This window comes from Bacillus sp. 205(2023) (assembly GCF_037027485.1).
In the GTDB taxonomy this organism is placed as follows: Bacteria; Bacillota; Bacilli; order Bacillales; family Bacillaceae; genus Bacillus; species Bacillus halotolerans.
In genome coordinates, this window is record NZ_JAXCHF010000002.1 from 526,277 (window position 1) to 552,699 (window position 26,423).

A 26,423-nucleotide genomic window follows, 5' to 3' on the forward strand; every position below is an offset into this window, starting at 1 on the left:
CCCTCCTTTCTTTGTCAATTTAGCGATATTCTCATTAGAATGGAAGATCATCATCCGAGATATCAATCGGCTTGCCGTCGTTGGCAAATGGGTCATCATTAAAGCTGTTCCCCTGATTGCGTCTCTGGTTGTTTTGATTTCCCCCGAATGGATTATCATTTTGGCCTCCGCCAAAGTACTGGCCTCCGCCGCTGTTTCCTTCGTTGTATCCACCTGAACCAGAACCGCCGCCGCTTTTCGGCTCAAGAAATTGAACACTTTCAGCTTGGACCTCGGTCACGAAGACACGCTGCCCTTGCTGGTTTTCATAGTTTCTTGTTTGTAAACGGCCATCTACGCCTGCAAGGCTTCCTTTTTTCAGGAAGTTTGCAACGTTTTCGGCTTGTCTTCTCCAAGTGACACAATTAATGAAATCGGCCTCACGTTCTCCAGACTGGTTCGTAAATGTACGATTCACAGCAAGAGTAAACGTGGCAACAGCCGCACCGTTTGGCGTATAACGAAGCTCTGGGTCTTTTGTCAGTCTTCCGACTAATACAACTCGGTTAAGCATAAGAAAGACCACCTTTTACCATTATATATTTCAAAATTGCTTATTCTTCTTCTTTAACAACAATGTGGCGAATGATATCGTCACTGATCTTAGCTAGACGGTCAAATTCTTGAACTGCCGCAGCATCAGCTTGAACGTTTAAGATTTGGTAGAAACCGTCGCGGAAATCGTTGATTTCGTAAGCTAGACGACGTTTACCCCAATCCTTTGTTCCAGTGATCTCCGCACCGTTAGAAGTCAGAACGTTGCTGAAACGCTCGATAACTGCTTTTTTAGACTCATCGTCAATGTTTGGGCGGATAATGTACATAACTTCGTACTTTCTCATCTGTTTGCACCTCCTTTTGGACTAAGCGGCCCGTAATGGGCAAGGAGCAATAATTCTATTACTCACAATTTTATATTATACCAAAGCTCTTGTCCCTTTACAACTGCATCCTATACATTAAATCGGAAATGAATAACATCTCCGTCTTTTACCACGTAGTCTTTTCCTTCAAGACGGACTTTTCCGGCTTCCTTCGCTCCTGCCATGCCGCCGCCCGCAAGAAGATCATCATAAGCAACCGTTTCAGCGCGAATGAAGCCGCGCTCAAAGTCACTATGAATAATTCCAGCGCATTCAGGGGCCTTCATGCCTTTTTTGAATGTCCAAGCTCTGACTTCCTGCTCACCGGCTGTGAAATATGTTGCCAGCCCAAGCAGCGAGTAAGATGCTTTAATCAGCTGATCAAGACCCGACTCTTCAATTCCCAGCTCTTCAAGGAACATTTGCTTTTCATCGCCTTCAAGCTCAGCGATTTCGGATTCAATCTTCGCACAAACGACGATGACTTCTGCGTTTTCGCCGGCAGCGTATTCTCGAATCTTCGCTACATATTCATTGCCAGACGGATCAGCCACTTCCTCTTCACTTACGTTTGCGACATACAAAATAGGTTTTGAAGTCAGCAAATGAAGCTGCTTTACAAGCTTTTGCTGCTCTTCAGTAAACTCAACAGAACGAGCAGGCTTTTCATTTTCAAACGCTTCTTTCAGTTTAGACAAAATGTCAAACTCAAACACAGCCTCTTTGTCTTTTTGCTTTGCAAGCTTGCTGACACGTGTAATCCGCTTTTCAACTGTTTCCATATCAGCGAGAATCAGCTCAAGATTGATCGTTTCGATATCATCAATCGGATCAACTTTACCGGAAACGTGTGTAATATTATCATCAGAAAAAGCACGGACAACGTGGCAGATCGCGTCAACTTGGCGAATATGAGAAAGGAATTTGTTACCAAGACCTTCTCCTTTTGACGCGCCTTTTACGATTCCTGCAATATCAGTGAATTCAAAAGCAGTCGGCACAGTCTTCTTCGGTTTGACCAGCTCAGTCAGCTTTCGCAGACGATCGTCCGGTACTTCTACAATTCCCACGTTCGGATCAATTGTACAGAACGGGTAGTTGGCTGATTCGGCACCGGCCTGTGTAATTGCATTAAATAATGTTGATTTCCCGACGTTCGGCAAACCGACAATTCCAGCTGTTAAAGCCATTCTTTCATCTCCTCTATATAAAACCGTCATAGCATTAACGTATTTTGAACCTAGAGCAATTATAAGGAGGTTCACTGGAAAAGACAAGCTGACAAAAAAGCATTTTCAGCCTGCTGAACCCTCTCATTATGCTTTTTTCAAGCCCACTAAACAGTCAAAAAGCGTACTTCCCATTCCATTATCAGAATTTGTATCATTTGTCAGCGTATTGACGGATCCGCCAAAAGCCGCCCACATGCCTTCATCTATATTTATCGTCTTCGGATGAGCCTGTTTCATCACTTTAACTTTACCATTCAAACGGCCCCGATCATTGAAAATGACAACCTCGTCTCCATCCTGAAGATTCTGCTCAGCCGCTATATCTGAAGAAATATCAACCTGTATGTGCTGAAGCTTCTCGATGAACGGCACATGCTGTGAATGATTAGAGCGCTGCGGATGAATGGACAAAAGCGTGTAAGGGTATTTTTCGGCAAGTTCTTCGTTATGGTAAACAGACTCCTCAGGCACTTCCAATTGAAGTGCGCCGCTAAATCCTTTTTCTTCAGCTAATGAAGAGGTGAACTCAAATTTTCCGCTTGGCGTCAGAAACGTAAAGTCATCCCACGGCACCTGTTTAACCGGAAGCGGGAGGTGGCCTTTTTCTTTCAAGTGCTCAAGCGTTACACCATCTGCCTCCAATGAAGAAAGCCCCATCTCCAAAAGTTCTTCAGTACTGTGTTCAAAAAGCTCTCCAAATCCAAGGCGCTTTGCAAGCTCTGACCATATCCATCTGTCTGACTTCGCTTCACCCTGCGGTTCCACCAGCTTCTTCCCATACTGAACAAAATGATGGTACATACTAGAATAATAAATATCCTCTTCTTCAAAAACAGTGGCAGTCGGCAAAACATAGTCGCACAGCTTTGCCGTATCGGTCATGATGGAATCAATCGCTACAGTCACCGGAACCTTTTCAAACGCCTGTCTAACTTTATTTGTGTTTGGCACCTGAGTCAGCGGGTTCCCGCATGTCACGATAATCATCTCGATCGCAGGATCATCAGCGGTTAAAACCTCTTCAGCCTGTGTCATCATTGAAAAAGAACGTGATTTCGTTTTTAATTCCGGCAGCGTCAGCTTCATTTTTGCAAAGCTTTCACCAATCTGGACATTGCCAAAATTTGCGCCGCCGCCTTTAATCCCAACGTTTCCGCTTGCCGCAACAAGCGCATCAATCCAGCGAATCGTCCCGCCGCCATTTTTATACCGCTGCATACCAAGCCCCATAAAAGTAGACACCGGACCATCCGCATACAGACCTGCAAGAAACTCCAGCTCTTCCATCGTAGTTTCTGTTTTCGCAGTAAACTCCTCGAGAGAAACCGTGCTCAAAAGCTCTTTTACATCATCAAACCCGACAGAATGCTGAGAAATAAAATCCTCATCCGTTCTTCCCGTCTCAATCAGAACCTTCAAAACAGCCGCGGCAAGCCAGCCATCCATTCCCGGCTTTACAGAAATATAACGGTCAGCCAGTTTTGCAGTCGGATTAAAAATCGGATCAATCACCGTCAGCGTTGCGCCCTTTTTCTTTGCCTGCTGCAAATGGTGATAAAGGTGCATATTTGTCCTTGATACATTTCTGCCCCACACAACGACGTGTTTGCTGTTGTAAATATCAAGCGGCCCGTGCCCATACGAACGGCCGAAATCCCAGCTTTGCGCCTCTATACCCGAGCCCCAGCAAATGCTTCCGACAATCTCAGTCACACCGCCATACGCATTAAAAAAACGCTGATCTAGCGCTTTTAACAAACCGTTATTGGCATAATCATGGCTGTGCAAAACTGCTGTTGTTTCTGACGTCTCCTTAATGTCCTGAAGTTTATCGGCGATCTCATCAAGAGCCTGCTCCCAGGAAATCCGCACAAACTCGCCGTTTTGTTTTTTCATCGGATAGCGAAGCCGATCAGGCGAATTTGTTTTCGTTTCTAGCATTCTGCCGCGGCCGCAGATTTTCCCTTCCGTAATCGGATGGTTTGGATCTCCGTCCACTTTTGTTACCTTTCCGTCATCAACAGTCACCACAAAACCGCAGCTGTCCCAGCAATTCAGAGGGCATGCTGACTGATGCACTTTGCTCATCGCCGTCTTCTCCTTACCTTCTATATGAAAAAGCATGAGTGTCAGCCTTTTTATGAAGTAGGCTCCTCATGCTTGACCAGTACTTTTTTTACTTTTCTTTCAAATTCTTTTCTCGGAATCATCACGCTGTGAGAGCAACCCTCACATTTAATCCGAATATCCATTCCCATACGTATAATTTTCCATCTGTTTGCTCCGCATGGGTGCGGTTTCTTCATTTCTACAACATCATTCAGGCCAAAGTCTTTATCCGCCAAGACCCTTCACCTCTCTTCATAAACTGCTGAATCTATTGTACAAAAAAACTGATCATTAGAGCAATCATCATACCCAAAAAGAAAGGAATCCTCTTATTTCCATTTACTTAAAATAGGGTATAACAGCAAACAAACTAATAGATAAAGATTCAGCATTCCATAAATAGGATATAAAAAAGCGATTAAATCGGAAAAACCGAAAGAAGTAAAAGGCACCATCAACACTAACAGAATCAATACGATCATCCATCTCGGCATGTGAAGAAAAGCCATCAGCCGGCTGGATAATCCAAATAAACCAGCCACCGTCGTCGTATATATCGCAAGGCACAGCACCGCAGTCATACATAAAAAAAGAAGATAAGGGGCACCCTCCAGAATGGCAAACAGCGGAATTTCAAATTGAGAAAGGGAGCCAGCCAGTTCTACCAACGTTTCATTATATACAAAAGAGATCACGCCAAAAATAAGACCGCTGGCCACACTGGCGATTTTAGCTTCCCCCAGCCCTTTCATTTCTTTGCCGACAGATGATAAAATCGCGACAACCGAAAGAATATTTAAAGAAGTAAACGTAATGCTGGCAGGCCAGTTATACTGCCGGCTCAAATCTATCGTCCACGTATGGTGATGAGTGCTCTGAAATGAAAATAACGCATACATCAGCCCGGCAACTAAAATAGGAATTAAAATGCCATTCACAGATAAAATCCCTTTCACATCCCAGAAAAACAAACACACCGTCACGATGCAAAGCAGCGCAATTCCCCACCAAAAAGGGAGCTTGTACATTTGCAGCGTCACTCCGCCTCCGGCGATCATCACCATGGTTGTAGAAAATAAATAAAAGACAATGAGAATATCATAAATTTTCGCCAGCCACGGTCCCATTAAATGTTCAAGAACCGGAAGAAAGTGAGTGGATTGAACCTTAAAACTGATTTTCATCACAATATAAGACGAGAAAATGAACATCACTGTAAACAGCACAATAGCCAGTCCGCTTTCTGCGCCAAAAAACTGCCATATCTCCTGACCGCTTGCATATCCGGCGCCGATCAGGCTGCCTAATATAAGCAGCATCCACCTCATTCCGGCTCTCCACAACATTATCACCTCATAAGTACAGAGTTCAGCTTGTTTCCGTTATTGTTACTATATAGAGCGTTAATAACAAAAATGCCTATTTTCATAGGAAAACAAAAAATAATGGTTGAATGTGAAAATACTATACAAAATACACATAAAAAAAAGACCGCCTAAACAGGCAGTCAAAACATAGAATCCCATCCTCCGCTTTCTTTGGCCATTCCTTTATACGCTTCTTCACCAAGATATCATTTTCAATCATTCAGTTATTCCGATCTTATCGTAATCTTCATTAGGCGTTCCGCATATTAATGACTCCTCCATTACCAAAACAGCAGACCATATCTTGCTTCACCTGAAGCGCTGCGGCACAATACTTGTAAATAACCTCTATCTTCTCCTCTTTGTATTCAAAAATCCGTAAACAGACACAAAGCATAAAAAACCTAACTGCTGGATATAATGTAAACAACCTTACATACCAAAAAAACACATCCCTAGCAATTCCGATATCTAACAAGGAAGTGAAACCTATGAATCGAAAAGGCGGGCTTTTTTCTTCTCAGGAACGAGTAAAGCAATATGTTTCACATACAGATACAGCTGCAGCAAAACAAATACAAACGATTCTTTCTTCATCCTTACGTAAAGCTGCCGGCAGACCGATTGTTGTGGTTTGTATCGGAACAGACCGTTCAACTGGTGACTCATTAGGCCCGCTCGTAGGAATGAAACTCAAACAGATGCAGCTCACCAGATTCCACGTCTACGGCACTCTGTCTGATCCTGTGCACGCTGTAAACATGAAGGATAAATTGATGGAAATTCACAAATTACATAAAAACCCATTTATTGTAGCAGTTGATGCTTGCTTAGGGCGTGTGAAAAGCGTAGGTTCATTCCAGATCGGAGATGGCCCACTAAAGCCAGGTGCCGGTGTACAGAAGGATCTTCCTGAGGTAGGAGATCTCCATGTGAATGGAATTGTAAATGTGAGCGGTTTCATGGAGTACTTTGTTTTACAAAATACAAGGCTTCACTTGGTCATGAATATGGCAAATGTTCTTGCTGAAGGACTGAGTTTAACAGATCGAACAGAGTGGAGGCAGGAACGGCTTAATCCGCTGCAAAGACTCACAGGACGATTATAAAACAAAAAACCATCTTCAATAGAGATGGTTTTCTTTCATTACGATTCTCGTTCTGATAAAAGCTCTAAGATCCGTTCAAGATCCTCGTTGGAGAAAAACTCAATTTCGATTTTGCCTTTTTTCTTTTGTCTCTTAATATTTACTGTTGTACCAAAATAATTTTGGAGATACGATTCCCGTTCTTTGATAATCGCATCTTTCACAGGCTCTTTTTTCTTTGTTTCACGTGGAACATTCTGATTTAATTGCTGAATCAGCTGCTCAAGCTGGCGAACGTTAAGCTGTTCTGCAATCACTTTTTGCACAAGCGGTTCAAGCTTGTTTTTATTTTTCAAACCAAGAAGTGTGCGGCCATGCCCCATAGAGAGCGTGCCTTCCGCAATCAGCTGCTGAATGTTCTCAGGCAGTGTCAGCAATCTTAAATGGTTGGCAATATGCGGCCTGCTTTTTCCGAGACGTTTTGCAAGCTGCTCTTGCGTGACATCTAAGTGTTTGAGCAAAGAGTCATAAGCCTGAGCCTCTTCCAGCGGTGATAAATCCTCACGCTGAAGGTTTTCCAGTAAAGCAATTTCTCTCATTAACGCCTCTGATAATTCACGGACAATCGCTGGAACTGTTTCTAAACCTGCAAGCTTTGCCGCCCGAAAGCGCCGTTCACCCGCAACGATATCATAGCCTTTTAAAGATTTTCTGACGATAAGCGGCTGGAGAATGCCATGCTGCAGCACAGATTCCTTGAGCTCAGCAAGAGCTTCGTCGTCAAAGTGTTTTCTTGGCTGATAAGGATTAGGGCGTAAATCGGTAACTTTGATTTCCTCAACTGTCTCTTCAGACAAATCAACCTGATTAAACAACGCATTAATCCCTTTTCCAAGGCCTTTAGCCATTCGCAGCCACTTCCTTTGCTAAATCTAAATATACTTCCGCACCTCTTGACCGCGGATCGTATAAAATGATGGGTTTACCGTGACTCGGTGCCTCACTCAGACGGACATTACGCGGAATAACAGTCTGATATACTTTATCTCTAAAGTATTTTTTTACCTCTTCAATCACTTGAATGCCAAGATTTGTCCGGGCATCAAGCATCGTCAGCAATACGCCTTCAATCATTAAATCAGTATTCAAATGCTTTTGCACAAGACGTACGGTATTTAATAATTGGCTCAGTCCCTCCAAGGCATAGTATTCGCACTGTACAGGAATCACAACTGAATCTGAAGCAGTCAACGCGTTAATTGTCAGCAATCCCAATGACGGAGGACAATCAATAATAATATAATCATAATTCTGCTTCACTGCTTCAAGCGCTCTCTTAAGTCTCACTTCTCTTGAAATTGTCGGAACCAGCTCGATCTCAGCTCCTGCAAGCTGTATCGTCGCAGGAATCACATCCAAATTCTCTACTGAAGTTGCTTTAATAATATCTATTACATCTGCATCATCTACTAAAATATCGTACACACACTGATCTACATCGGCTTTTTCAATCCCCAATCCGCTCGTTGCATTCCCCTGCGGATCAATATCTACCAGCAGAACCCTTTTCCCTATGTAAGCTAAGCATGCTCCAAGGTTGACAGACGTCGTTGTTTTTCCGACTCCGCCTTTTTGGTTCGTAATTGCTATGATTTTTCCCACGATGTCACCTACTTTCACATGAACATGTACTGTCATGTTTCTATTTTATCAAAAAAAGATTAAAGCGTTTCACTTTTTTCATCATTTTGTTTTTTATCAGAAGGGAATATTTGAAAAATTTAATCAGCGCTTTATTGCTTTCTCTTATAAATTCTTAAACTGATATGTTTTTTTGACTTAAAAAAGGGATTTCTATTAGAAAAAAAGAAGAAGTTACAATGCAGAAAGTACAAACAGGACGGTGATCATATGGTTTACAAAACAAAAAGAGATGCACCCGTTACTCTTATGATTGTGTTTCTCATATTACTCATACAAGCAGATGCCATAGTTCCTTTTGTGCTGGGACATATGAGGATATCCGGCTGGATCATTTTTGTTCTGCTGACTCTTTTCAATGTGCTCATCATTTGGAGTTTCATTGATCTGAAATATGTATTGAAGGAGCACCGTTTGATCATTAAAGCCGGATTGATCAAACATCAAATTCCTTACGAAAAAATCGACAAAGTGATTCAGCAAAAGAAGCTGTGGTCAGGTTTTCGGCTTATTGGCTCACGGCGTGCGATTACGATTTATTATCGGGGAGGCTGGGGACATGCAGTCATTTCTCCAAAAGACACGGAAGAATTTATCCACAAGCTCAAAGAAAAGAATTCTAATATAACAATTGTAACTAAAAGTAATTAATTCCCTTTTAGCGAAAAAGCTCTCCTGGACAGCAGGAGAGCTTTTATTTTGGTATGCGAATCGTCAATTGAATATATTCTTCAAATTCCTCTTCTTCCGTATTCAATTTTACGCCGCTGTCTTCAACCATTGACAGTGACTGGCGAATCGTGTTCATTGCAATTCTAGTATCCCTGCTGAACGCTTTGCGTCTAGGCTTTGGTTTTCTCTGGCCTTGCTCCAGCATTTTAACCACGCGGTCTTCTGTCTGCTTTACATTTAAGCTTTTCTCAATTATCTCTGTGAGCAGTGTGACTTGGAGCTCAGGCTGTTTCAGGGGAATCAGCGCTCTGGCATGACGCTCTGTGATTTTCTTCTCCATGATTGCGTCTTGAACCGGCTGAGGCAGCTTTAATAGCCGCAGTTTGTTCGCAATCGTTGACTGCCCTTTTCCTAAACGCTGCGCCAGTGCTTCCTGTGTTAAATCATGAAGCTCAAGGAGCCTTGCGTAGGCATGCGCTTCCTCAATCGAAGACAATTCCTCACGTTGCAAATTTTCAATTAACGCCACAGAAGCGGTTTCCGTGTCGGAAAAATCCTTAATAATGGCCGGAATCTTTTCCCACTCGAGCGATTGCACCGCTCTCCAGCGTCTTTCACCTGCAATGAGTTCGTATTGGCCTTCTTCTTCTGTATGCCTGACAACAATCGGCTGAATAATGCCGTGTGTATGAATGGTCATTGCTAACTCTTTGATTTTTTCATCTGAGAAAATGGTGCGTGGCTGAAAACGGTTGGGAACGATAGCATTTACCGGTATTTCCAGAATCTCTTCTTTGTTTGTCTCATGTTCAGCAATCTCCGGTTCCTGTTCCTTCTCACCAAGCCCGAAGAAACGAGAGAATGAATGCTTCATGTACCTACACCACCTTTAAAAACTGCCATTTTTATAATTCTATTTTCTCATGGTTTTTCCTGCTGTACCGTCATTAATTTTGAAGAAAATATGATGGTATTGTCATATCAGGCTGTCTAAATTACCCTTCAATTGGCGATTTATTAGGAGTTCCCGGTTTTCTTGGATACTTCTTAGGTGTATTTTTGATCTTGCGTATCACCATAATATTACGATCGCTTTCTTCAATAGGCAGCTTAAAGGAATGGGTATTCTCAAGTTCTCCTCCAAGCGTTGTGATTGCTTTTTTCCCCGCATTTAATTCTTCTTCAGCAGATGCGGCTTTTAAAGCAACAAATAAACCGTTTTTCTTAACCAGAGGCAGGCAAAGCTCACTTAAAACAGAGAGTCTCGCAACCGCTCGCGCTGTCACGATATCATAGCTTTCCCTTACGTCCTTCCGTTGTCCGAATGTTTCAGCTCTGTCATGGCAAAATGTCGTATTCTCCAATTGTAAAGCTTCAGACAGCTTTTCTAAAAACGTTATTCGTTTGTTTAGTGAATCTACGATTGTGACATGAAGGTGCGGAAAACATATTTTAATCGGCAGACTCGGAAAACCCGCTCCCGCTCCGACATCACAAATCGTATTCATCTGATTGAAGTCGACATAAAATGCAGCTGTAATGGAATCATAAAAATGCTTCAGATACACTTCTTTTTTCTCTGTAATCGAAGTCAGATTGATTTTTTCATTCCACTCAACCAGCATATCGTAATACAGCTCAAATTGCTCCAGCTGACGAGGAGAAAGGGAGATCCCTTTTTCCGCCAGTCCAGAAGTGAATTCTTCAATATTCATGCCGTCATCCTTTCTACTCGGCTATCTTCGCAATGCGGCCCTGCTCTAAATATACCAATAGAATTGAAATGTCTGCCGGGTTCACACCGGAAATACGGGAAGCTTGGGCAACAGACAAAGGCCGTACGTTTTTCAGCTTTTGACGAGCCTCGGTTGCAATCCCCTTAATTGCGTCATAATCAATTCGATCAGGGATCTTTTTGTTTTCCATCTTCTTCAGTTTTTCCACTTGCTGAAGGGATTTTTCAATATACCCTTCATATTTCACTTGAATTTCTACTTGTTCTGCCACGTCTTGCGGAACCGGCACTTCTGGCGGCGCCAGTTTTGTAACAGTTTCATAGTTCATTTCAGGACGTTTCATCAAGTCTGTGCCGCGTACCCCATCTTTCAATTCGCTTCCGCCAAGAGAACGGATATATTCTTGATTTTCTGGAGACGGCTTGATAATCACAGAATGCAGACGTTTTTTCTCCGCTTCGATCGCCGCTTTTTTCTTCTCAAAAGCCGCAAATCGCTCATCAGAAATCAATCCAATGCGGTGGCCGATTTCTGTCAGACGCAGATCGGCATTGTCATGACGGAGAAGCAATCTGTATTCAGCGCGAGATGTCAAAAGACGGTATGGCTCATTTGTCCCTTTCGTCACAAGGTCATCAATGAGAACACCAATGTAGGCGTCAGAACGGCTTAGAATCACTTCTTCTTTTCCAAGCGCTTTTCGTCCTGCATTGATTCCCGCCATAATCCCTTGTCCTGCAGCTTCTTCATAACCGGATGTTCCGTTAATTTGGCCGGCAGTGTAGAGATTGGTGATTTTTTTCGTTTCAAGCGTCGGCCATAGCTGCGTCGGTACAATCGCATCGTACTCAATCGCATAGCCGGCTCTCATCATTTGAACGTTTTCCAGGCCCGGAATCGTTGCAAGCATTCTTTGCTGCACGTCCTCTGGAAGACTAGTAGACAAACCTTGAACATAAACTTCCTGCGTATTTCTGCCTTCTGGCTCAAGGAAAATTTGATGACGCGGTTTATCATTAAAACGAACAACTTTATCTTCAATTGACGGGCAGTATCTCGGACCTGTACCTTTGATCATACCGGAATACATCGGTGAGCGGTGCAGGTTGCTGTCAATAATCTCATGTGTCTCAGGGCTCGTATATGTCAGCCAGCAAGGAAGCTGATCTGTGATATAATCAACCGTTTCATATGAGAAAGCGCGAGGCACTTCGTCACCAGGCTGAATTTCCGTTTTGCTGTAATCAATCGTGTCGCTTTTGACGCGAGGCGGCGTACCTGTTTTAAAACGAACAAGGTCGAAGCCCAGTTCTTCCAAATGCTCAGAAAGCTTAATAGAAGGCTGCTGGTTGTTCGGACCGCTTGAGTAAGAAAGATCACCGAGAATGATACGTCCTCTCAAATATGTTCCTGTCGTCATAACAACTGCTTTCGCGCGGTAATTCGCACCGGTTTGTGTAATGACACCGCGGCACTCGCCGTCTTCAATGATCAGACGCTCTACAATTCCTTGCAGCAGCGTTAAGTTTGGTTCTTTTTCAAGCGTATTTTTCATTTCATGCTGATATTGGAATTTATCTGCTTGCGCACGCAGCGCACGGACAGCAGGACCTTTTCCTGTATTCAGCATTCTCATTTGAATATGCGTTTTATCAATATTTCTGCCCATTTCTCCGCCAAGCGCGTCAATTTCGCGGACGACAATCCCTTTTGCAGGACCGCCGACAGACGGATTACATGGCATAAACGCAACCATATCTAAGTTGATGGTCAAGACAAGCGTTTTGGCGCCTTGACGTGCTGATGCGAGGGCAGCCTCAACACCGGCATGCCCGGCGCCAATCACTATCACATCGTATTGGCCTGCTTCATACCCCATGATTCTAGTTCCTCCTTTATTTATTTTCCTAAACAGAACTGTGAAAAGAGCTGATCAATTAAGCTTTCATGGACAGCGTCTCCAATGATTTCGCCCAGAAGCTCCCAGCATCTTGTAAGATCAATCTGCACCATGTCGATCGGGACATCCTGTTCGATGCCGCTAAGCGCGTCTTCAATGGCGCGTTTTGCTTCCTGTAAAATTGATATATGGCGTGTATTGCTGACATACGTTAAATCTCCGCTTTCAATAGCACCTGTATAGAACAGCGATTGAATCGCTTCCTCCAAATCATTAACGCCTTCTTCTTTTAGAAGAGATGTCGTTACAACAGGACGTCCATTGGCCAGCTCGCGTACACGTTCTATGTCAATTTTCGCCTCGAGGTCAGTCTTATTCATAATGACGATGACGTCCATTCCCTCAACGGCTTCAAAAAGCTTCACGTCTTCTTCAGAAAGTTCTTCACTATAATTAAGCACAAGTAAAATCAGGTCTGCTTCCTTCAGAACCTGACGAGAGCGTTCAACACCTATTCGTTCAACAATATCCTCTGTTTCACGAATACCCGCAGTATCAACAAGACGAAGCGGAACACCTCTTACATTCACGTATTCCTCAATCACATCCCGTGTCGTACCCGGAATATCGGTAACAATAGCTTTTGCCTCATGAACCAGGCTGTTAAGAAGAGAAGACTTTCCGACATTCGGACGGCCGATAATGACAGTAGAAAGACCTTCCCGCAAAATTTTGCCCTGCTCAGACGTTCTAAGCAGCGCCTCAATTTCTTTTTTAACGGAGCTTGCCTTTTCAACTAAAAGCTGATGTGTCATTTCTTCTACATCATCATACTCCGGATAATCTATATTTACCTCAACATGGGCCAGCGTTTCTAAAATATCATCGCGTAAACGGCGCACCAAAGCAGAGAGACGCCCTTCCATTTGATTCATAGCGACGTTCATTGCCCGATCCGTTTTCGCTCTGATTAAGTCCATCACCGCTTCCGCCTGTGAAAGGTCAATTCGCCCATTTAAAAACGCGCGTTTCGTGAATTCACCAGGCTCCGCCAGTCTCGCTCCCTCTCTTAAGGCGAGCTGGAGCACTTGGTTTACTGTCACAATTCCCCCGTGGCAGTTTATTTCTATAACATCTTCACGTGTAAAAGTTCTCGGTGCTTTTAACACCGATACCATTACTTCCTCCACGACCCGATCCGTACGTTTGTCTACAATATGGCCGTAATGAATCGTGTGTGATTCGACCGAACTGATCGTTTTCCCTTTCGGCCCTTTATACATTCTGTCGGCGATCTGGATTGCTTCCGGTCCGCTCAGCCGCACAATAGCAATCGCACCCTCTCCCATCGGTGTAGAAATGGCCGCAATTGTATCCATGTTGTTCACCTCTCTTTTCTATACTCTCATTCATCTATATAAAAAAATATTTTATTATGCCAAAACTAAAAGATAACATAGTTTGGTTCGAAGTGGAAGATGTGTTATCCACAGACTTAGAAATTCATCCCTTATTACTTTAACTTATCCACATGTGAATAACAATTAATTTTATTTCCTGAACTTCCTTTTTATCAACAGGATACACCTAAAAAGGAAAAACTTAAACGGAAAAAGCTTGATATTACAAGGAAAAATAGATTTTTCTATACAAAAAAACCGAAGCTCCGATTTTTATCGGACTTCGGTTTTATGGTATCTTTTCTGGGAAATAACGAGGTGGCGATTTTCGCCTTCACCCATTGAATACGTTTCGATCTGCTGATTTGCATATCTGGAAAGGGCATCATGAATGATTTTTCTTTCACTGGACGGCATCGGTTCTAAATGAACATCTTTTTTCGTTTTCAAAACCTGGTCTGCCAGTCTCACAGCCAGCTGACTCAGCGTCTCTTTCCTTTTCAAACGGTAGTTTTCTGCATCTACCGTCACATTTAAATACTGATCTGAATAACGATTAAGGACAAGCTGGGTCAAAGTTTGAAGTGCATTTAAGGTTTGTCCTCTTTTTCCAATTAACAATGCCGTTTTTTCACCCGTTATATGGAAACTCACTGCCTTTTTGCTTTCTTTTACAGTCACATCAGACTTTCCTGCAATGGATTCGGCAATTCTTTCAAGATACATCTTTGTTTCCTGAATTGGATCAAATTTTTCAGCCAGCTTCACGATTGCCGGCTTTTTGCCGAATATACCAAGAAAACCTTTGTTTCCCTCTTCAATAACGGTAATTTCAACTTCATCCTTCGTTAATTGCAGTTCTCGTAATCCGGACTGTACTGCTTCATCGACATTTCGCCCTGCAGCAGTCACATTCCTCACTTTTTCTTTCCTCCGGCTTTTTGCGGCTGAGGATCTTTTTTAATATCAGGCCCTTTAATGAGGAAAGTTTGCGCAATCATAAACAAGTTACCGACTACCCAATAAAGAGAAAGCGCCGCCGGGAAGTTGATCGCAAACACAATGATCATAATCGGCATAATCCAAAGCATCATTGCCATTTGCGGATTTTGCTGCGCATTGCCCGCCATCATTAATTTTTGCTGTACGAAAGTAGCAACACCGGCAACAATCGGAAGAATATAGAAAGGATCTTTTTCTCCTAAGTCAAACCATAAGAAACTGTGCTCTGAAATCGCCTGTGTTCTCATGATCGCATGGTAGAATCCGATTAAAATCGGCATTTGAATTAAAATCGGGAAACACCCTGCCAATGGGTTGACGCCATGCTTTTGAAATAAAGCCATTGTTTCCTGCTGAAGTTTTTGCTGCGTTTTTTGATCCTTTGAGCTGTATTTTTCTTTAAGCTTTTGCATTTCCGGCTGTAAAGCCTGCATCGCTTTCGAGCTTCTCAGCTGCTTGATCATCAGCGGCAATATTAATAAACGGATTAATATTGTAACAATAATAATTGACAGTCCATAGTTGTCTCCCGTCAATTTCGCAACATACGTAATGAGCTCAGACAATGGAAATACTACGTACTTGTCCCAAAAATGCGGACTATCTGCAGTGATCGGCTCTTTGACACTCGAGCATCCAGCCAATAGCATGAATACGCCGACCATACTTAATAGCAACCATATTCTCCTTTTCAACAACATTTCCTCCTATAATCATTCTTTACACTCTCTTATTACAAAACATACTTGTATGTATTTTAGCATCTTTCAGTTTTAAATGGTGTCTTTTTCTGATCAACCAGAAAGGAAGCGCTTTTAAAAGTTTTAAGAAAGCAGTGCCATCTACTTTTTTGACGAAGTTTTCTTATATAATGAGGCCTTCCTGAATAAATGCTGCAGACTTTTTTTCGTTTCCTCAAATGTCAGCTGACTTGCTGGTTTTCTGGCAATAATAATGTAATCCTTTTGCTTCAGTCTGTCTCTCTCTTCTAGAAAAGCTTGCCGGATCAAACGTTTTATCCGATTTCGCATTACTGCATTGCCAATTTTTTTGCTGACGGAAAGACCAACGCGCAGCTCATCGTTTTCAGGCTGATCAAGCGTATATAAGACAAACTGGCGATTCGCTACTGATGTGCCATGCTTGAACACTTTTTGAAAATCTTCATTTTTCTTTAAACGATTTCGCTTCTTCAAATTGACTCACTCCGATACTGGCTGGCAGAAACTTTTAATTTTATTTGAAAATGAGATGCGCAGAGACAGGGAGATCCCCTGCTCATACACATCACATATATCTTTTCCCTTAAAGTGAAAAAAGACCACTGACATTATTCAGTGGCCTAAGCTGATAATACTTTTCTGCCTTTGCGGCGACGGCGTGCTAAAACTAGACGACCGTTTTTTGAACTCATACGGCTTCTGAAGCCATGAACTTTACTGCGTTTACGGTTATTCGGTTGGAATGTTCTTTTCATTTATGACACCTCCCTCGAGGAATAGCTGTTAAAGACAGTCTTACTTATTATATTTGCGTTACCTATTCATTGTCAACTTCACTAGTGCTTTTATTTCTTGCAACCATAATAGGATACCATACCTTCTCGACTTTCGAAACCTTATTTTTCAGATTCCTGAAATTAACGAAAAAAAGTCCTGATTCAAATAACATTCTGAGCTGAAAATACGCGATGTGGATATCTTTTTTCCCTTTTTTCAATATCCACAAAGGTTATCGACAACATTTTCACACCGCCAACCCCTGTGGACAAATTTTTTTCAACAGGTTGTCCGCTTTGTGGATAAGATTGTGACAACCATTGCAAGCTCTCGTTTAATTTGGTATTATATTTGTGTTTTAACTCTTGATTACTAATCTTGCTTCCACTCATTATCCACAAACTGTGGATAACTTGTGGATTGATTTCACACAGCATGTGTAGAAAGTTGTCCACAAGTTGTGAAATTTGTCGAAAAGCTATTTATCTACTATATTATATGTTTTCAACATTTAATGTGTACGAATGGTTACCGCCATTTGCTCTTTTTTTGTGTTCTATAACAGGAAAAGACGTTATTTTCTTAGAAAAGGAGGGACGTGCCGGAAGATGGAAAATATATTAGACCTGTGGAACCAAGCCCTTGCTCAAATCGAAAAAAAATTGAGCAAACCGAGTTTCGAGACTTGGATGAAATCAACGAAAGCCCACTCACTGCAAGGAGATACATTGACAATTACCGCTCCTAATGAATTTGCCAGAGACTGGCTGGAGTCCAGATACTTGCATCTCATTGCAGATACTATATATGAATTAACCGGGGAAGAATTGAGCATTAAGTTTGTCATTCCTCAAAATCAAGATGTCGAAGACTTTATGCCAAAACCGCAAGTCAAAAAAGCGGTAAAAGAAGATACATCTGATTTTCCTCAAAATATGCTCAACCCAAAATATACATTTGATACTTTTGTCATCGGATCTGGAAACCGATTCGCTCACGCAGCTTCCCTGGCAGTAGCGGAAGCACCTGCAAAAGCATACAACCCTTTATTTATCTATGGGGGCGTTGGCTTAGGGAAAACACACTTAATGCATGCGATCGGCCATTATGTAATAGATCATAATCCTTCTGCCAAAGTGGTTTATCTGTCTTCTGAGAAATTTACTAACGAGTTCATCAACTCTATTCGGGATAATAAAGCAGTTGATTTTCGCAATCGCTACCGAAATGTTGATGTGCTTTTGATAGATGATATTCAATTTTTAGCCGGGAAAGAACAAACGCAAGAAGAATTTTTCCATACTTTTAACACGCTGCACGAAGAAAGCAAACAAATCGTCATTTCAAGTGATAGACCGCCTAAAGAAATTCCGACACTTGAAGACAGATTGCGTTCACGCTTTGAATGGGGTCTGATTACAGATATCACGCCTCCTGATTTAGAAACGAGAATTGCGATTTTAAGAAAAAAAGCCAAAGCGGAAGGCTTGGATATTCCGAACGAGGTTATGCTTTACATCGCAAATCAAATCGACAGCAACATTCGGGAGCTGGAAGGGGCGTTAATCAGGGTCGTTGCTTATTCATCTTTAATTAATAAAGATATCAATGCCGATCTGGCCGCTGAGGCATTAAAAGATATTATTCCTTCCTCAAAACCGAAAGTGATTACAATAAAAGAAATTCAGAGAGTAGTAGGCCAGCAATTCAATATTAAGCTTGAGGATTTCAAAGCAAAAAAACGGACAAAATCGGTAGCATTCCCGCGTCAAATCGCTATGTACTTATCGAGAGAAATGACTGACTCCTCTCTCCCTAAAATCGGAGAGGAATTCGGAGGACGTGACCATACAACCGTTATTCATGCACATGAAAAAATTTCAAAACTGCTGGCAGATGATGAACAGCTTCAGCAGCATGTAAAAGAAATTAAGGAACAGCTTAAATAATAGGGCCGGGGATAAATCGGGAGAAGTGTGAATAACTTTTCTAAAGTCATGCACAGTCTGTCCACATGTGGATAGGCTGTGTTTCCTGTCTTTTTCACAACTTATCCACAAATCCACAAGCCCTACTAGTACTTCTACTACTTTTTTTAAAAAAATATATATATTAAACATTATCCGTTAGGAGGATAAAAATGAAATTTACGATTCAAAAAGATCGTCTTGTTGAAAGTGTCCAAGATGTATTAAAAGCAGTTTCATCCAGAACTACAATTCCGATTTTGACCGGTATTAAGATCGTTGCCTCAGATGAAGGGGTATCTTTTACTGGAAGCGATTCAGATATTTCCATCGAGTCTTTTATTCCAAAAGAAGAAGGAGATAAAGAAATCGTTACGATTGAACAGCCAGGCAGCATTGTATTACAAGCCCGCTTCTTTAGTGAGATTGTAAAAAAACTCCCGATGGCAACTGTGGAAATCGAAGTGCAAAATCAATATCTGACGATTATCCGCTCTGGAAAAGCCGAATTTAACCTAAATGGGCTTGATGCCGATGAGTATCCGCACTTGCCGCAGATTGAAGAGCATCATGCGATTCAGATTCCTACGGATTTATTAAAAAACCTAATTAGACAAACAGTGTTTGCGGTGTCCACCTCAGAAACACGCCCTATCTTGACAGGTGTAAACTGGAAGGTGGAGAAAAGTGAATTATTATGCACTGCAACGGATAGCCACCGCTTAGCTTTAAGAAAAGCCAAACTTGATATTTCAGAAGACAGATCCTATAACGTCGTGATTCCGGGTAAGAGCTTAACTGAACTCAGCAAGATTTTGGATGACAACCAAGAACTTGTAGATATCGTCATTACAGAAACCCAGGTTCTGTTTAAAGCAAAAAACGTCTTGTTCTTCTCACGCCTGCTGGATGGAAATTATCCGGATACAACCAGCCTTATCCCGCAAGAGAGCAAGACAGAAATCATTGTGAACACAAAAGAATTCCTTCAGGCGATTGATCGTGCATCTCTATTAGCCAGAGAAGGACGCAATAACGTGGTGAAGCTTTCTGCAAAACCTGCTGAATCAATTGAGATTTCTTCTAATTCACCTGAAATCGGAAAAGTGGTGGAAGCGGTTCTAGCAGATCAAATCGAGGGTGAGGAATTAAATATCTCATTTAGTCCAAAATATATGCTGGATGCATTAAAGGTGCTTGAAGGAGCAGAGATACGTGTAAGCTTTACAGGAGCTATGAGACCTTTCTTAATTCGCACGCCGAATGATGAAACAATCGTACAGCTTATCCTCCCTGTCAGAACCTATTAATCCGATATACGGCTGCCGACCTGCTCGGCAGCTTTTCTATTCGTAATCTGCTCCGTCAAGTTTTCCCTTTCCCTAATTCGTTTTTTTTTAGTACAATTAGATATTAGTGATATTTGAAAGAGGTCGATATAATGGCAAATCCGATTTCTATTGATACAGAGATGATTACACTCGGGCAATTTCTGAAATTAGCCGATGTGATTCAGTCAGGCGGCATGGCAAAGTGGTTTTTGAGCGAGCATGAAGTGCTTGTGAACAATGAGCCGGACAATCGCCGCGGCAGAAAGCTGTATGTTGGAGATGTGGTAGAGATTGAAGGATTTGGTTCATTTCAAGTCGTCAATTAAAGCGGGTGACACTGATTGTATATCCAGAACTTAGAACTGACATCTTACCGCAACTATGAACATGCTGAACTTCAATTTGAAAATAAAGTAAATGTGATCATTGGAGAAAATGCTCAGGGGAAAACAAACCTCATGGAAGCGATCTATGTCTTGTCCATGGCAAAATCGCATCGGACTTCAAATGACAAAGAACTTATCCGGTGGGACAAAGACTATGCTAAAATAGAGGGAAGAGTGATGAAGCAAAACGGAGCGATCCCGATGCAGCTCGTCATCTCCAAAAAGGGTAAAAAGGGCAAGGTCAATCATATCGAACAGCAAAAGCTCAGCCAGTATGTCGGCGCCCTCAACACCATCATGTTTGCACCGGAAGATTTAAACCTTGTAAAGGGAAGCCCTCAAGTGAGACGGAGATTTCTTGACATGGAAATCGGCCAAGTTTCTCCCGTCTACCTGTATGACCTTTCTCTTTACCAGAAGATTCTTTCCCAGCGAAATCATTTTTTGAAGCAGCTGCAAACAAGAAAACAAACTGACAGAACAATGCTTGATGTTCTGACTGATCAGCTTATTGAAGTTGCCGCAAAAGTCGTCGTAAAACGTCTGCAGTTCACGGCACAGCTCGAAAAATGGGCGCAGCCTATCCATTCGGGCATCTCAAGAGGGCTTGAGGAATTGACGCTGAAGTACCATACGGCGCTTGAGGTATCAGATCCTGAAGACTTGTCGAAAATAGGAGATAGCTATCAAGAAGCGTTTTCTAAATTAAGAGAAAAAGAAATCGAGCGCGGCGTCACGCTGTCTGGACCTCATCGGGATGATGTTCTTTTCTATGTGAACGGACGCGATGTGCAGACGTATGGGTCTCAAGGACAGCAGCGGACGACGGCATTATCCCTTAAGCTGGCTGAGATTGACCTGATCCATGAAGAAATCGGAGAATATCCCATTTTACTATTGGATGATGTGCTGAGTGAGCTGGATGATTATCGCCAATCGCACTTGCTTCATACCATCCAGGGCCGTGTACAAACGTTTGTCACAACGACAAGCGTTGATGGCATTGATCACGAAACCTTACGGCAAGCAGGAATGTTCCGTGTGCAAAACGGTACGTTAGTGAAGTGAAGAAAAGAGGTGAGCAATTGTATATTCATTTAGGTGATGATTTTGTGGTTTCAACACGCGATATTATTGGCATTTTTGATTTTAAAGCCAACATGTCGCCAATTGTTGAAGAATTTCTGGAAAAACAGAAACACAAGCTGGTGCCTTCCGTAAACGGCACACCCAAATCTATCGTAGTCACGGTTCAGAATATATATTACTCTCCCTTATCTTCCAGCACATTAAAAAAACGTGCGCAATTTATGGTTGAAATAGATTCTTAGTGATTTTTTATAACGAATATATTGTTTAAGAAAAGTGTAGGTGAATAACGTGGCTATGGAACAGCAGCAAAATAGTTATGATGAAAATCAGATACAGGTACTAGAAGGATTGGAAGCTGTTCGTAAAAGACCGGGGATGTACATCGGTTCAACCAACAGTAAAGGCCTTCACCATCTGGTATGGGAAATTGTCGACAATAGTATTGACGAAGCCTTGGCCGGTTATTGTACAGATATCAATATCCAAATTGAAAAAGACAACAGCATCACGGTAATTGATAATGGCCGCGGGATTCCAGTCGGTATTCATGAGAAAATGGGTCGTCCTGCGGTTGAAGTCATTATGACTGTGCTTCACGCCGGCGGAAAATTTGACGGAAGCGGATATAAAGTGTCCGGAGGATTGCACGGTGTAGGTGCCTCGGTCGTTAACGCGTTATCAACAGAGCTTGATGTGACTGTTCACCGTGACGGAAAAATCCATCGTCAAGTCTATAACCGCGGTGTCCCAGTTTCTGATCTTGAGGTTATTGGCGAAACGGATCATACAGGAACGACTACACACTTTGTTCCAGATCCTGAAATCTTCACGGAAACAACTGAGTATGAATATGATTTGCTTGCTAACCGTGTTCGCGAACTAGCCTTTTTGACAAAAGGCGTAAACATCACGATTGAAGATAAACGTGAAGGCCAAGAGCGCAAAAATGAGTATCATTACGAAGGCGGAATTAAAAGCTATGTAGAGTATTTAAACCGCTCCAAAGAAGTTGTCCATGAAGAGCCGATTTATATTGAAGGCGAAAAGGACGGCATTACGGTTGAAGTCGCTCTGCAATACAATGACAGCTACACAAGCAATATTTACTCATTTACAAACAATATCAACACGTACGAAGGCGGTACCCACGAAGCCGGTTTTAAAACGGGGCTGACTCGTGTCATCAATGATTACGCCAGAAAAAAAGGACTCATAAAAGAAAATGATCCAAACTTAAGCGGAGATGATGTGAGAGAAGGGCTTACCGCGATTATCTCAATCAAACACCCGGATCCGCAGTTCGAAGGCCAAACGAAAACAAAACTAGGCAACTCAGAGGCGCGGACGATCACAGATACGTTATTTTCTGCGGCGTTGGAAACATTTATGCTGGAAAATCCAGATGCGGCCAAAAAAATCGTTGACAAAGGTTTAATGGCAGCAAGAGCAAGAATGGCTGCGAAAAAAGCGCGTGAATTAACGCGCCGCAAAAGCGCTTTGGAGATTTCAAACCTTCCCGGTAAATTAGCGGACTGCTCTTCGAAAGACCCGAGCATCTCCGAGTTATATATCGTAGAGGGTGACTCTGCCGGAGGATCTGCAAAACAGGGACGTGACAGGCATTTCCAAGCCATTTTGCCGCTAAGAGGTAAAATCCTAAACGTTGAAAAAGCAAGGCTTGATAAAATTCTTTCTAACAATGAAGTTCGTTCTATGATTACTGCACTCGGCACAGGTATCGGGGAAGATTTCAACTTGGAAAAAGCCCGTTATCACAAAGTCGTCATTATGACAGATGCCGACGTTGACGGCGCGCACATCAGAACATTGCTGTTGACGTTCTTTTACAGATATATGCGTCAGATCATCGAAAACGGCTACGTGTACATCGCGCAGCCGCCGCTCTACAAAGTCCAGCAGGGTAAACGTGTTGAATATGCATACAATGACAAGCAGCTTGAGGAATTGTTGCAAACTCTTCCTCAAACGCCGAAGCCTGGATTGCAGCGTTACAAAGGTCTCGGTGAAATGAATGCCACCCAGCTTTGGGAGACAACAATGGACCCGGACTCAAGAACGCTTCTGCAGGTGACTCTAGAGGATGCAATGGATGCGGATGAAACTTTCGAAATGCTGATGGGAGACAAAGTAGAACCGCGCAGAAATTTCATAGAAGCAAATGCGAGATACGTGAAAAATCTCGATATCTAATAATAAAAAGCCTTATTTCCAATAAGAAATAAGGCTTTTTTCTGAACGGGACAGGACGCAGGGATTCTTGTAAAACCTATATATTCTAGTAATTTAATGTGTATAAGTATAAGTTTATTGATATAATGGAGAATAGTGAAATCGTATTGAAGATCATAATGGACAATCTACTCCCACATAATTTCATGTGATACTTCAGGGAGGTTTTTTAATGAGTGAACAAAACACACCAAAAGTTCGTGAAATAAATATCAGTCAGGAAATGCGCACGTCCTTTTTGGATTATGCGATGAGCGTTATCGTATCCCGGGCACTGCCGGATGTGCGTGACGGTTTAAAACCGGTTCACAGACGGATTTTATACGCGATGAATGATTTAGGCATGACGAGTGACAAGCCGTATAAAAAATCGGCTCGTATCGTCGGAGAAGTTATCGGGAAATACCATCCTCACGGTGATTCAGCGGTATATGAATCTATGGTCAGAATGGCGCAGGATTTCAACTACCGTTATATGCTGGTGGACGGTCACGGAAACTTTGGTTCTGTAGACGGAGACTCAGCCGCTGCGATGCGGTACACCGAAGCCAGAATGTCTAAGATCGCCATGGAAATTCTGCGAGACATTACAAAAGACACGATTGATTATCAAGATAACTATGATGGTTCGGAGAGAGAACCTGTTGTCATGCCGTCAAGATTCCCAAACCTGCTTGTAAATGGAGCAGCCGGTATTGCAGTCGGAATGGCTACAAATATACCGCCGCACCAGCTTGGAGAAATTATTGACGGAGTGCTTGCCGTAAGCGAGAACAAGGACATAACAATCCAAGAGCTGATGGAATTCATTCCTGGACCGGATTTCCCGACTGCCGGACAAATTTTAGGCAGAAGCGGAATTCGCAAGGCATATGAATCCGGAAGAGGTTCTATTACGATTCGGGCAAAAGCAGAAATTGAAGAAACTTCGTCAGGGAAAGAAAGAATTTTAGTAACAGAACTCCCTTATCAGGTGAATAAAGCGCGTCTAATTGAGAAGATTGCTGATCTTGTCAGAGATAAGAAAATTGAAGGAATAACTGATTTGCGTGATGAATCTGACCGGAACGGTATGCGGATTGTCATTGAAATCAGACGAGATGCCAATGCGCATGTTATCCTGAACAATCTTTACAAACAAACGGCCCTGCAAACTTCCTTCGGGATTAACATGCTGGCGCTTGTTGACGGTGAGCCGAAGGTATTAAATTTAAAGCAATGCCTGGTGCATTATCTAGATCACCAAAAAGTCGTTATCAGACGCCGTACTGCTTATGAATTGCGTAAAGCGGAGGCAAGAGCGCATATCTTGGAAGGATTAAGGATTGCTCTCGATCATCTTGATGCAGTTATTTCCCTTATCCGTAACTCTCAAACGGCTGAAATTGCGAGAACAGGGTTAATTGAACAATTCTCGCTGACCGAAAAACAAGCCCAAGCTATTCTAGACATGAGGCTCCAGCGTTTAACAGGATTGGAACGAGAAAAGATTGAAGAAGAATACCAATCCCTGATTAAATTAATTGCAGAGCTTAAAGAAATCTTGGCCAATGAAGAAAAAGTGCTTGAGATCATCCGTGAAGAGCTCACAGAAATTAAAGAGCGTTTCAACGATGAAAGACGCACTGAGATTGTTACTGCCGGCCTTGAAACAATCGAAGATGAAGATCTCATCGAAAGAGAAAATATCGTTGTCACTCTGACGCATAACGGATATATCAAACGTCTGCCTGCTTCGACTTACCGCAGTCAAAAGCGCGGAGGAAAAGGCGTTCAGGGAATGGGGACAAACGAAGATGATTTCGTTGAACATCTGATTTCTACTTCAACACATGACACGATTCTCTTCTTCTCAAACAAAGGGAAAGTGTATCGTTCAAAAGGGTATGAAATCCCTGAATACGGTAGAACCGCTAAGGGAATCCCAATTATCAATCTGTTGGAGGTAGAAAAAGGTGAATGGATTAACGCAATAATCCCAGTCACTGCATTCGAAGAAGATCTCTATCTCTTCTTCACAACAAAACATGGGGTTTCAAAACGCACTTCACTGTCTCAGTTTGCTAATATCCGTAACAACGGCTTAATTGCGCTGAGCCTGCGTGAAGATGATGAATTAATGGGTGTCCGGCTTACTGACGGCACAAAACAAATCATCATCGGAACGAAAAACGGCCTGCTGATTCGTTTCCCTGAAACAGATGTTAGGGAAATGGGAAGAACAGCGGCAGGCGTAAAAGGCATCACCCTTACTGACGATGATATTGTCGTCGGCATGGAAATATTAGAGGAAGAATCTGATGTCCTTATCGTGACCGAGAAAGGTTACGGCAAACGAACTCCGGCTGAAGAATACAGAACTCAAAGCCGAGGCGGAAAAGGACTGAAAACATGTAAAATCACGGAGAACAACGGCCATTTAGTAGCGGTGAAAGCTACCAAAGGTGAAGAGGATCTGATGATTATTACTGCCAGCGGTGTACTGATCAGAATGGATATCAATGATATCTCAACTACCGGACGCGTAACTCAAGGTGTACGTCTCATCAGAATGGCGGAACAAGAGCATGTGGCCACAGTCGCATTAGTTGAGAAAAACGATGATAATGAAGAAAATGAGCAAGAAGAGACACAAGAAAGTTAAGAAAAAGCGCAGCTATACCGGGACTGACCCCATAAGATGAGACAAATAAAAAACACCTTCAAGTTTGAAAACGGATGATTGTTAGCCGAAATTAGACTTGGAGGTGTTTTTTCTATGGGGACAAGAGTGAGTTATCCGGTTGAAG

General features: G+C 42.4%; 25 protein-coding genes. 9 read left to right on the plus strand and 16 right to left on the minus strand.

Annotated features, from left to right (window positions below; all coding sequences use genetic code 11):
* Positions 1 to 34: 34 nt before the first annotated feature.
* The 6 genes from ssbA to WA325_RS10195 form a co-directional block, all read right to left on the minus strand.
* Positions 35 to 553 carry a single-stranded DNA-binding protein SsbA gene (gene ssbA / locus WA325_RS10170; protein ID WP_010332657.1) on the minus strand — a complete coding sequence of 173 codons (519 nt, stop codon included), beginning with the start codon at positions 551 to 553 and terminating at the stop codon, positions 35 to 37.
* Positions 554 to 593: 40 nt separating this feature from the next.
* Positions 594 to 881 (minus strand): 30S ribosomal protein S6, encoded by a 288-nt coding sequence (gene rpsF, locus WA325_RS10175; protein WP_105991134.1) that lies wholly within the window; start codon positions 879 to 881, stop codon positions 594 to 596.
* A 110-nt stretch (positions 882 to 991) separates the two neighbouring features.
* Positions 992 to 2,092, minus strand: a complete 1,101-nt coding sequence (ychF, locus tag WA325_RS10180) for a redox-regulated ATPase YchF (RefSeq protein WP_024123566.1) — start codon at positions 2,090 to 2,092, stop codon at positions 992 to 994.
* A 126-nt stretch (positions 2,093 to 2,218) separates the two neighbouring features.
* Complete coding sequence (locus tag WA325_RS10185; protein ID WP_336183574.1) at positions 2,219 to 4,222, minus strand: molybdopterin-dependent oxidoreductase; 2,004 nt, start codon at positions 4,220 to 4,222, stop codon at positions 2,219 to 2,221.
* Positions 4,223 to 4,272: 50 nt separating this feature from the next.
* Positions 4,273 to 4,479 (minus strand): DUF951 domain-containing protein, encoded by a 207-nt coding sequence (locus WA325_RS10190; protein ID WP_095712546.1) that lies wholly within the window; start codon positions 4,477 to 4,479, stop codon positions 4,273 to 4,275.
* 93 nt (positions 4,480 to 4,572) lie between these two features.
* Positions 4,573 to 5,589, minus strand: a complete 1,017-nt coding sequence (locus WA325_RS10195; RefSeq protein WP_049809975.1) for a YkvI family membrane protein — start codon at positions 5,587 to 5,589, stop codon at positions 4,573 to 4,575.
* A gap of 512 nt (positions 5,590 to 6,101) precedes the next feature.
* Between WA325_RS10195 and yyaC the strand changes: the two genes are divergently transcribed.
* The gene (yyaC, locus tag WA325_RS10200) at positions 6,102 to 6,719 is read left to right on the plus strand and encodes a spore protease YyaC (RefSeq protein ID WP_024123571.1); all 618 of its coding nucleotides are present in this window, start codon (positions 6,102 to 6,104) and stop codon (positions 6,717 to 6,719) included.
* 38 nt (positions 6,720 to 6,757) lie between these two features.
* Here yyaC and spo0J read toward each other — a convergent pair whose 3' ends face one another.
* Positions 6,758 to 7,606 (minus strand): stage 0 sporulation protein Spo0J, encoded by an 849-nt coding sequence (gene spo0J, locus WA325_RS10205; RefSeq protein ID WP_044160288.1) that lies wholly within the window; start codon positions 7,604 to 7,606, stop codon positions 6,758 to 6,760.
* The gene (gene soj, locus WA325_RS10210; protein ID WP_010332665.1) at positions 7,599 to 8,360 is read right to left on the minus strand and encodes a sporulation initiation inhibitor protein Soj; all 762 of its coding nucleotides are present in this window, start codon (positions 8,358 to 8,360) and stop codon (positions 7,599 to 7,601) included. Before soj ends, spo0J begins: the two co-directional genes overlap by 8 nt.
* A 249-nt stretch (positions 8,361 to 8,609) precedes the next feature.
* Here soj and WA325_RS10215 point away from each other — a divergent pair, with 249 nt between their 5' ends.
* Positions 8,610 to 9,050, plus strand: coding sequence for a PH domain-containing protein (locus tag WA325_RS10215; protein WP_202853611.1), 441 nt, complete (start codon positions 8,610 to 8,612; stop codon positions 9,048 to 9,050).
* 43 nt (positions 9,051 to 9,093) lie between these two features.
* Here WA325_RS10215 and noc read toward each other — a convergent pair whose 3' ends face one another.
* From noc to rpmH, 8 genes are all read right to left on the minus strand, one after another.
* Positions 9,094 to 9,945, minus strand: coding sequence for a nucleoid occlusion protein (gene noc, locus WA325_RS10220; protein WP_003219249.1), 852 nt, complete (start codon positions 9,943 to 9,945; stop codon positions 9,094 to 9,096).
* Between the two features lie 121 nt (positions 9,946 to 10,066).
* Entirely contained in the window at positions 10,067 to 10,786 is a 720-nt protein-coding gene (rsmG, locus tag WA325_RS10225) for a 16S rRNA (guanine(527)-N(7))-methyltransferase RsmG (protein ID WP_024123575.1), read from the minus strand.
* Positions 10,787 to 10,799: 13 nt separating this feature from the next.
* Positions 10,800 to 12,686, minus strand: coding sequence for a tRNA uridine-5-carboxymethylaminomethyl(34) synthesis enzyme MnmG (gene mnmG, locus WA325_RS10230; RefSeq protein ID WP_202853610.1), 1,887 nt, complete (start codon positions 12,684 to 12,686; stop codon positions 10,800 to 10,802).
* A 20-nt stretch (positions 12,687 to 12,706) separates the two neighbouring features.
* Positions 12,707 to 14,086: a tRNA uridine-5-carboxymethylaminomethyl(34) synthesis GTPase MnmE gene (gene mnmE / locus WA325_RS10235; protein WP_024123577.1), complete on the minus strand. Its 1,380-nt coding sequence runs from the start codon at positions 14,084 to 14,086 to the stop codon at positions 12,707 to 12,709.
* Positions 14,087 to 14,380: 294 nt separating this feature from the next.
* A complete protein-coding gene (jag, locus tag WA325_RS10240) occupies positions 14,381 to 15,028 on the minus strand; it encodes an RNA-binding cell elongation regulator Jag/EloR (protein ID WP_105954684.1) in 648 nt (215 codons plus the stop codon).
* Entirely contained in the window at positions 15,025 to 15,810 is a 786-nt protein-coding gene (gene spoIIIJ / locus WA325_RS10245) for a YidC family membrane integrase SpoIIIJ (protein ID WP_081638392.1), read from the minus strand. The genes jag and spoIIIJ overlap by 4 nt, the downstream gene beginning before the upstream one ends.
* 141 nt (positions 15,811 to 15,951) lie before the next feature.
* Positions 15,952 to 16,305 (minus strand): ribonuclease P protein component, encoded by a 354-nt coding sequence (rnpA, locus tag WA325_RS10250; protein WP_024123579.1) that lies wholly within the window; start codon positions 16,303 to 16,305, stop codon positions 15,952 to 15,954.
* A gap of 146 nt (positions 16,306 to 16,451) precedes the next feature.
* A complete protein-coding gene (rpmH, locus tag WA325_RS10255; protein ID WP_003178075.1) occupies positions 16,452 to 16,586 on the minus strand; it encodes a 50S ribosomal protein L34 in 135 nt (44 codons plus the stop codon).
* Between the two features lie 630 nt (positions 16,587 to 17,216).
* Here rpmH and dnaA point away from each other — a divergent pair.
* From dnaA to gyrA, 7 genes are all read left to right on the plus strand, one after another.
* Positions 17,217 to 18,557 carry a chromosomal replication initiator protein DnaA gene (gene dnaA / locus WA325_RS10260; RefSeq protein ID WP_003242674.1) on the plus strand — a complete coding sequence of 447 codons (1,341 nt, stop codon included), beginning with the start codon at positions 17,217 to 17,219 and terminating at the stop codon, positions 18,555 to 18,557.
* Positions 18,558 to 18,748: 191 nt separating this feature from the next.
* Positions 18,749 to 19,885, plus strand: coding sequence for a DNA polymerase III subunit beta (dnaN, locus tag WA325_RS10265; protein ID WP_024123581.1), 1,137 nt, complete (start codon positions 18,749 to 18,751; stop codon positions 19,883 to 19,885).
* Between the two features lie 131 nt (positions 19,886 to 20,016).
* A complete protein-coding gene (rlbA, locus tag WA325_RS10270; protein WP_003219264.1) occupies positions 20,017 to 20,232 on the plus strand; it encodes a ribosome maturation protein RlbA in 216 nt (71 codons plus the stop codon).
* A 15-nt stretch (positions 20,233 to 20,247) separates the two neighbouring features.
* Complete coding sequence (gene recF, locus WA325_RS10275; RefSeq protein ID WP_024123582.1) at positions 20,248 to 21,360, plus strand: DNA replication/repair protein RecF; 1,113 nt, start codon at positions 20,248 to 20,250, stop codon at positions 21,358 to 21,360.
* Between the two features lie 17 nt (positions 21,361 to 21,377).
* Positions 21,378 to 21,623: an extracellular matrix regulator RemB gene (gene remB / locus WA325_RS10280; protein ID WP_024123583.1), complete on the plus strand. Its 246-nt coding sequence runs from the start codon at positions 21,378 to 21,380 to the stop codon at positions 21,621 to 21,623.
* A gap of 55 nt (positions 21,624 to 21,678) precedes the next feature.
* Positions 21,679 to 23,595 (plus strand): DNA topoisomerase (ATP-hydrolyzing) subunit B, encoded by a 1,917-nt coding sequence (gyrB, locus tag WA325_RS10285; RefSeq protein ID WP_105954686.1) that lies wholly within the window; start codon positions 21,679 to 21,681, stop codon positions 23,593 to 23,595.
* 211 nt (positions 23,596 to 23,806) lie between these two features.
* A complete protein-coding gene (gene gyrA / locus WA325_RS10290) occupies positions 23,807 to 26,278 on the plus strand; it encodes a DNA topoisomerase (ATP-hydrolyzing) subunit A (protein ID WP_105954687.1) in 2,472 nt (823 codons plus the stop codon).
* Positions 26,279 to 26,423: the final 145 nt, after the last annotated feature.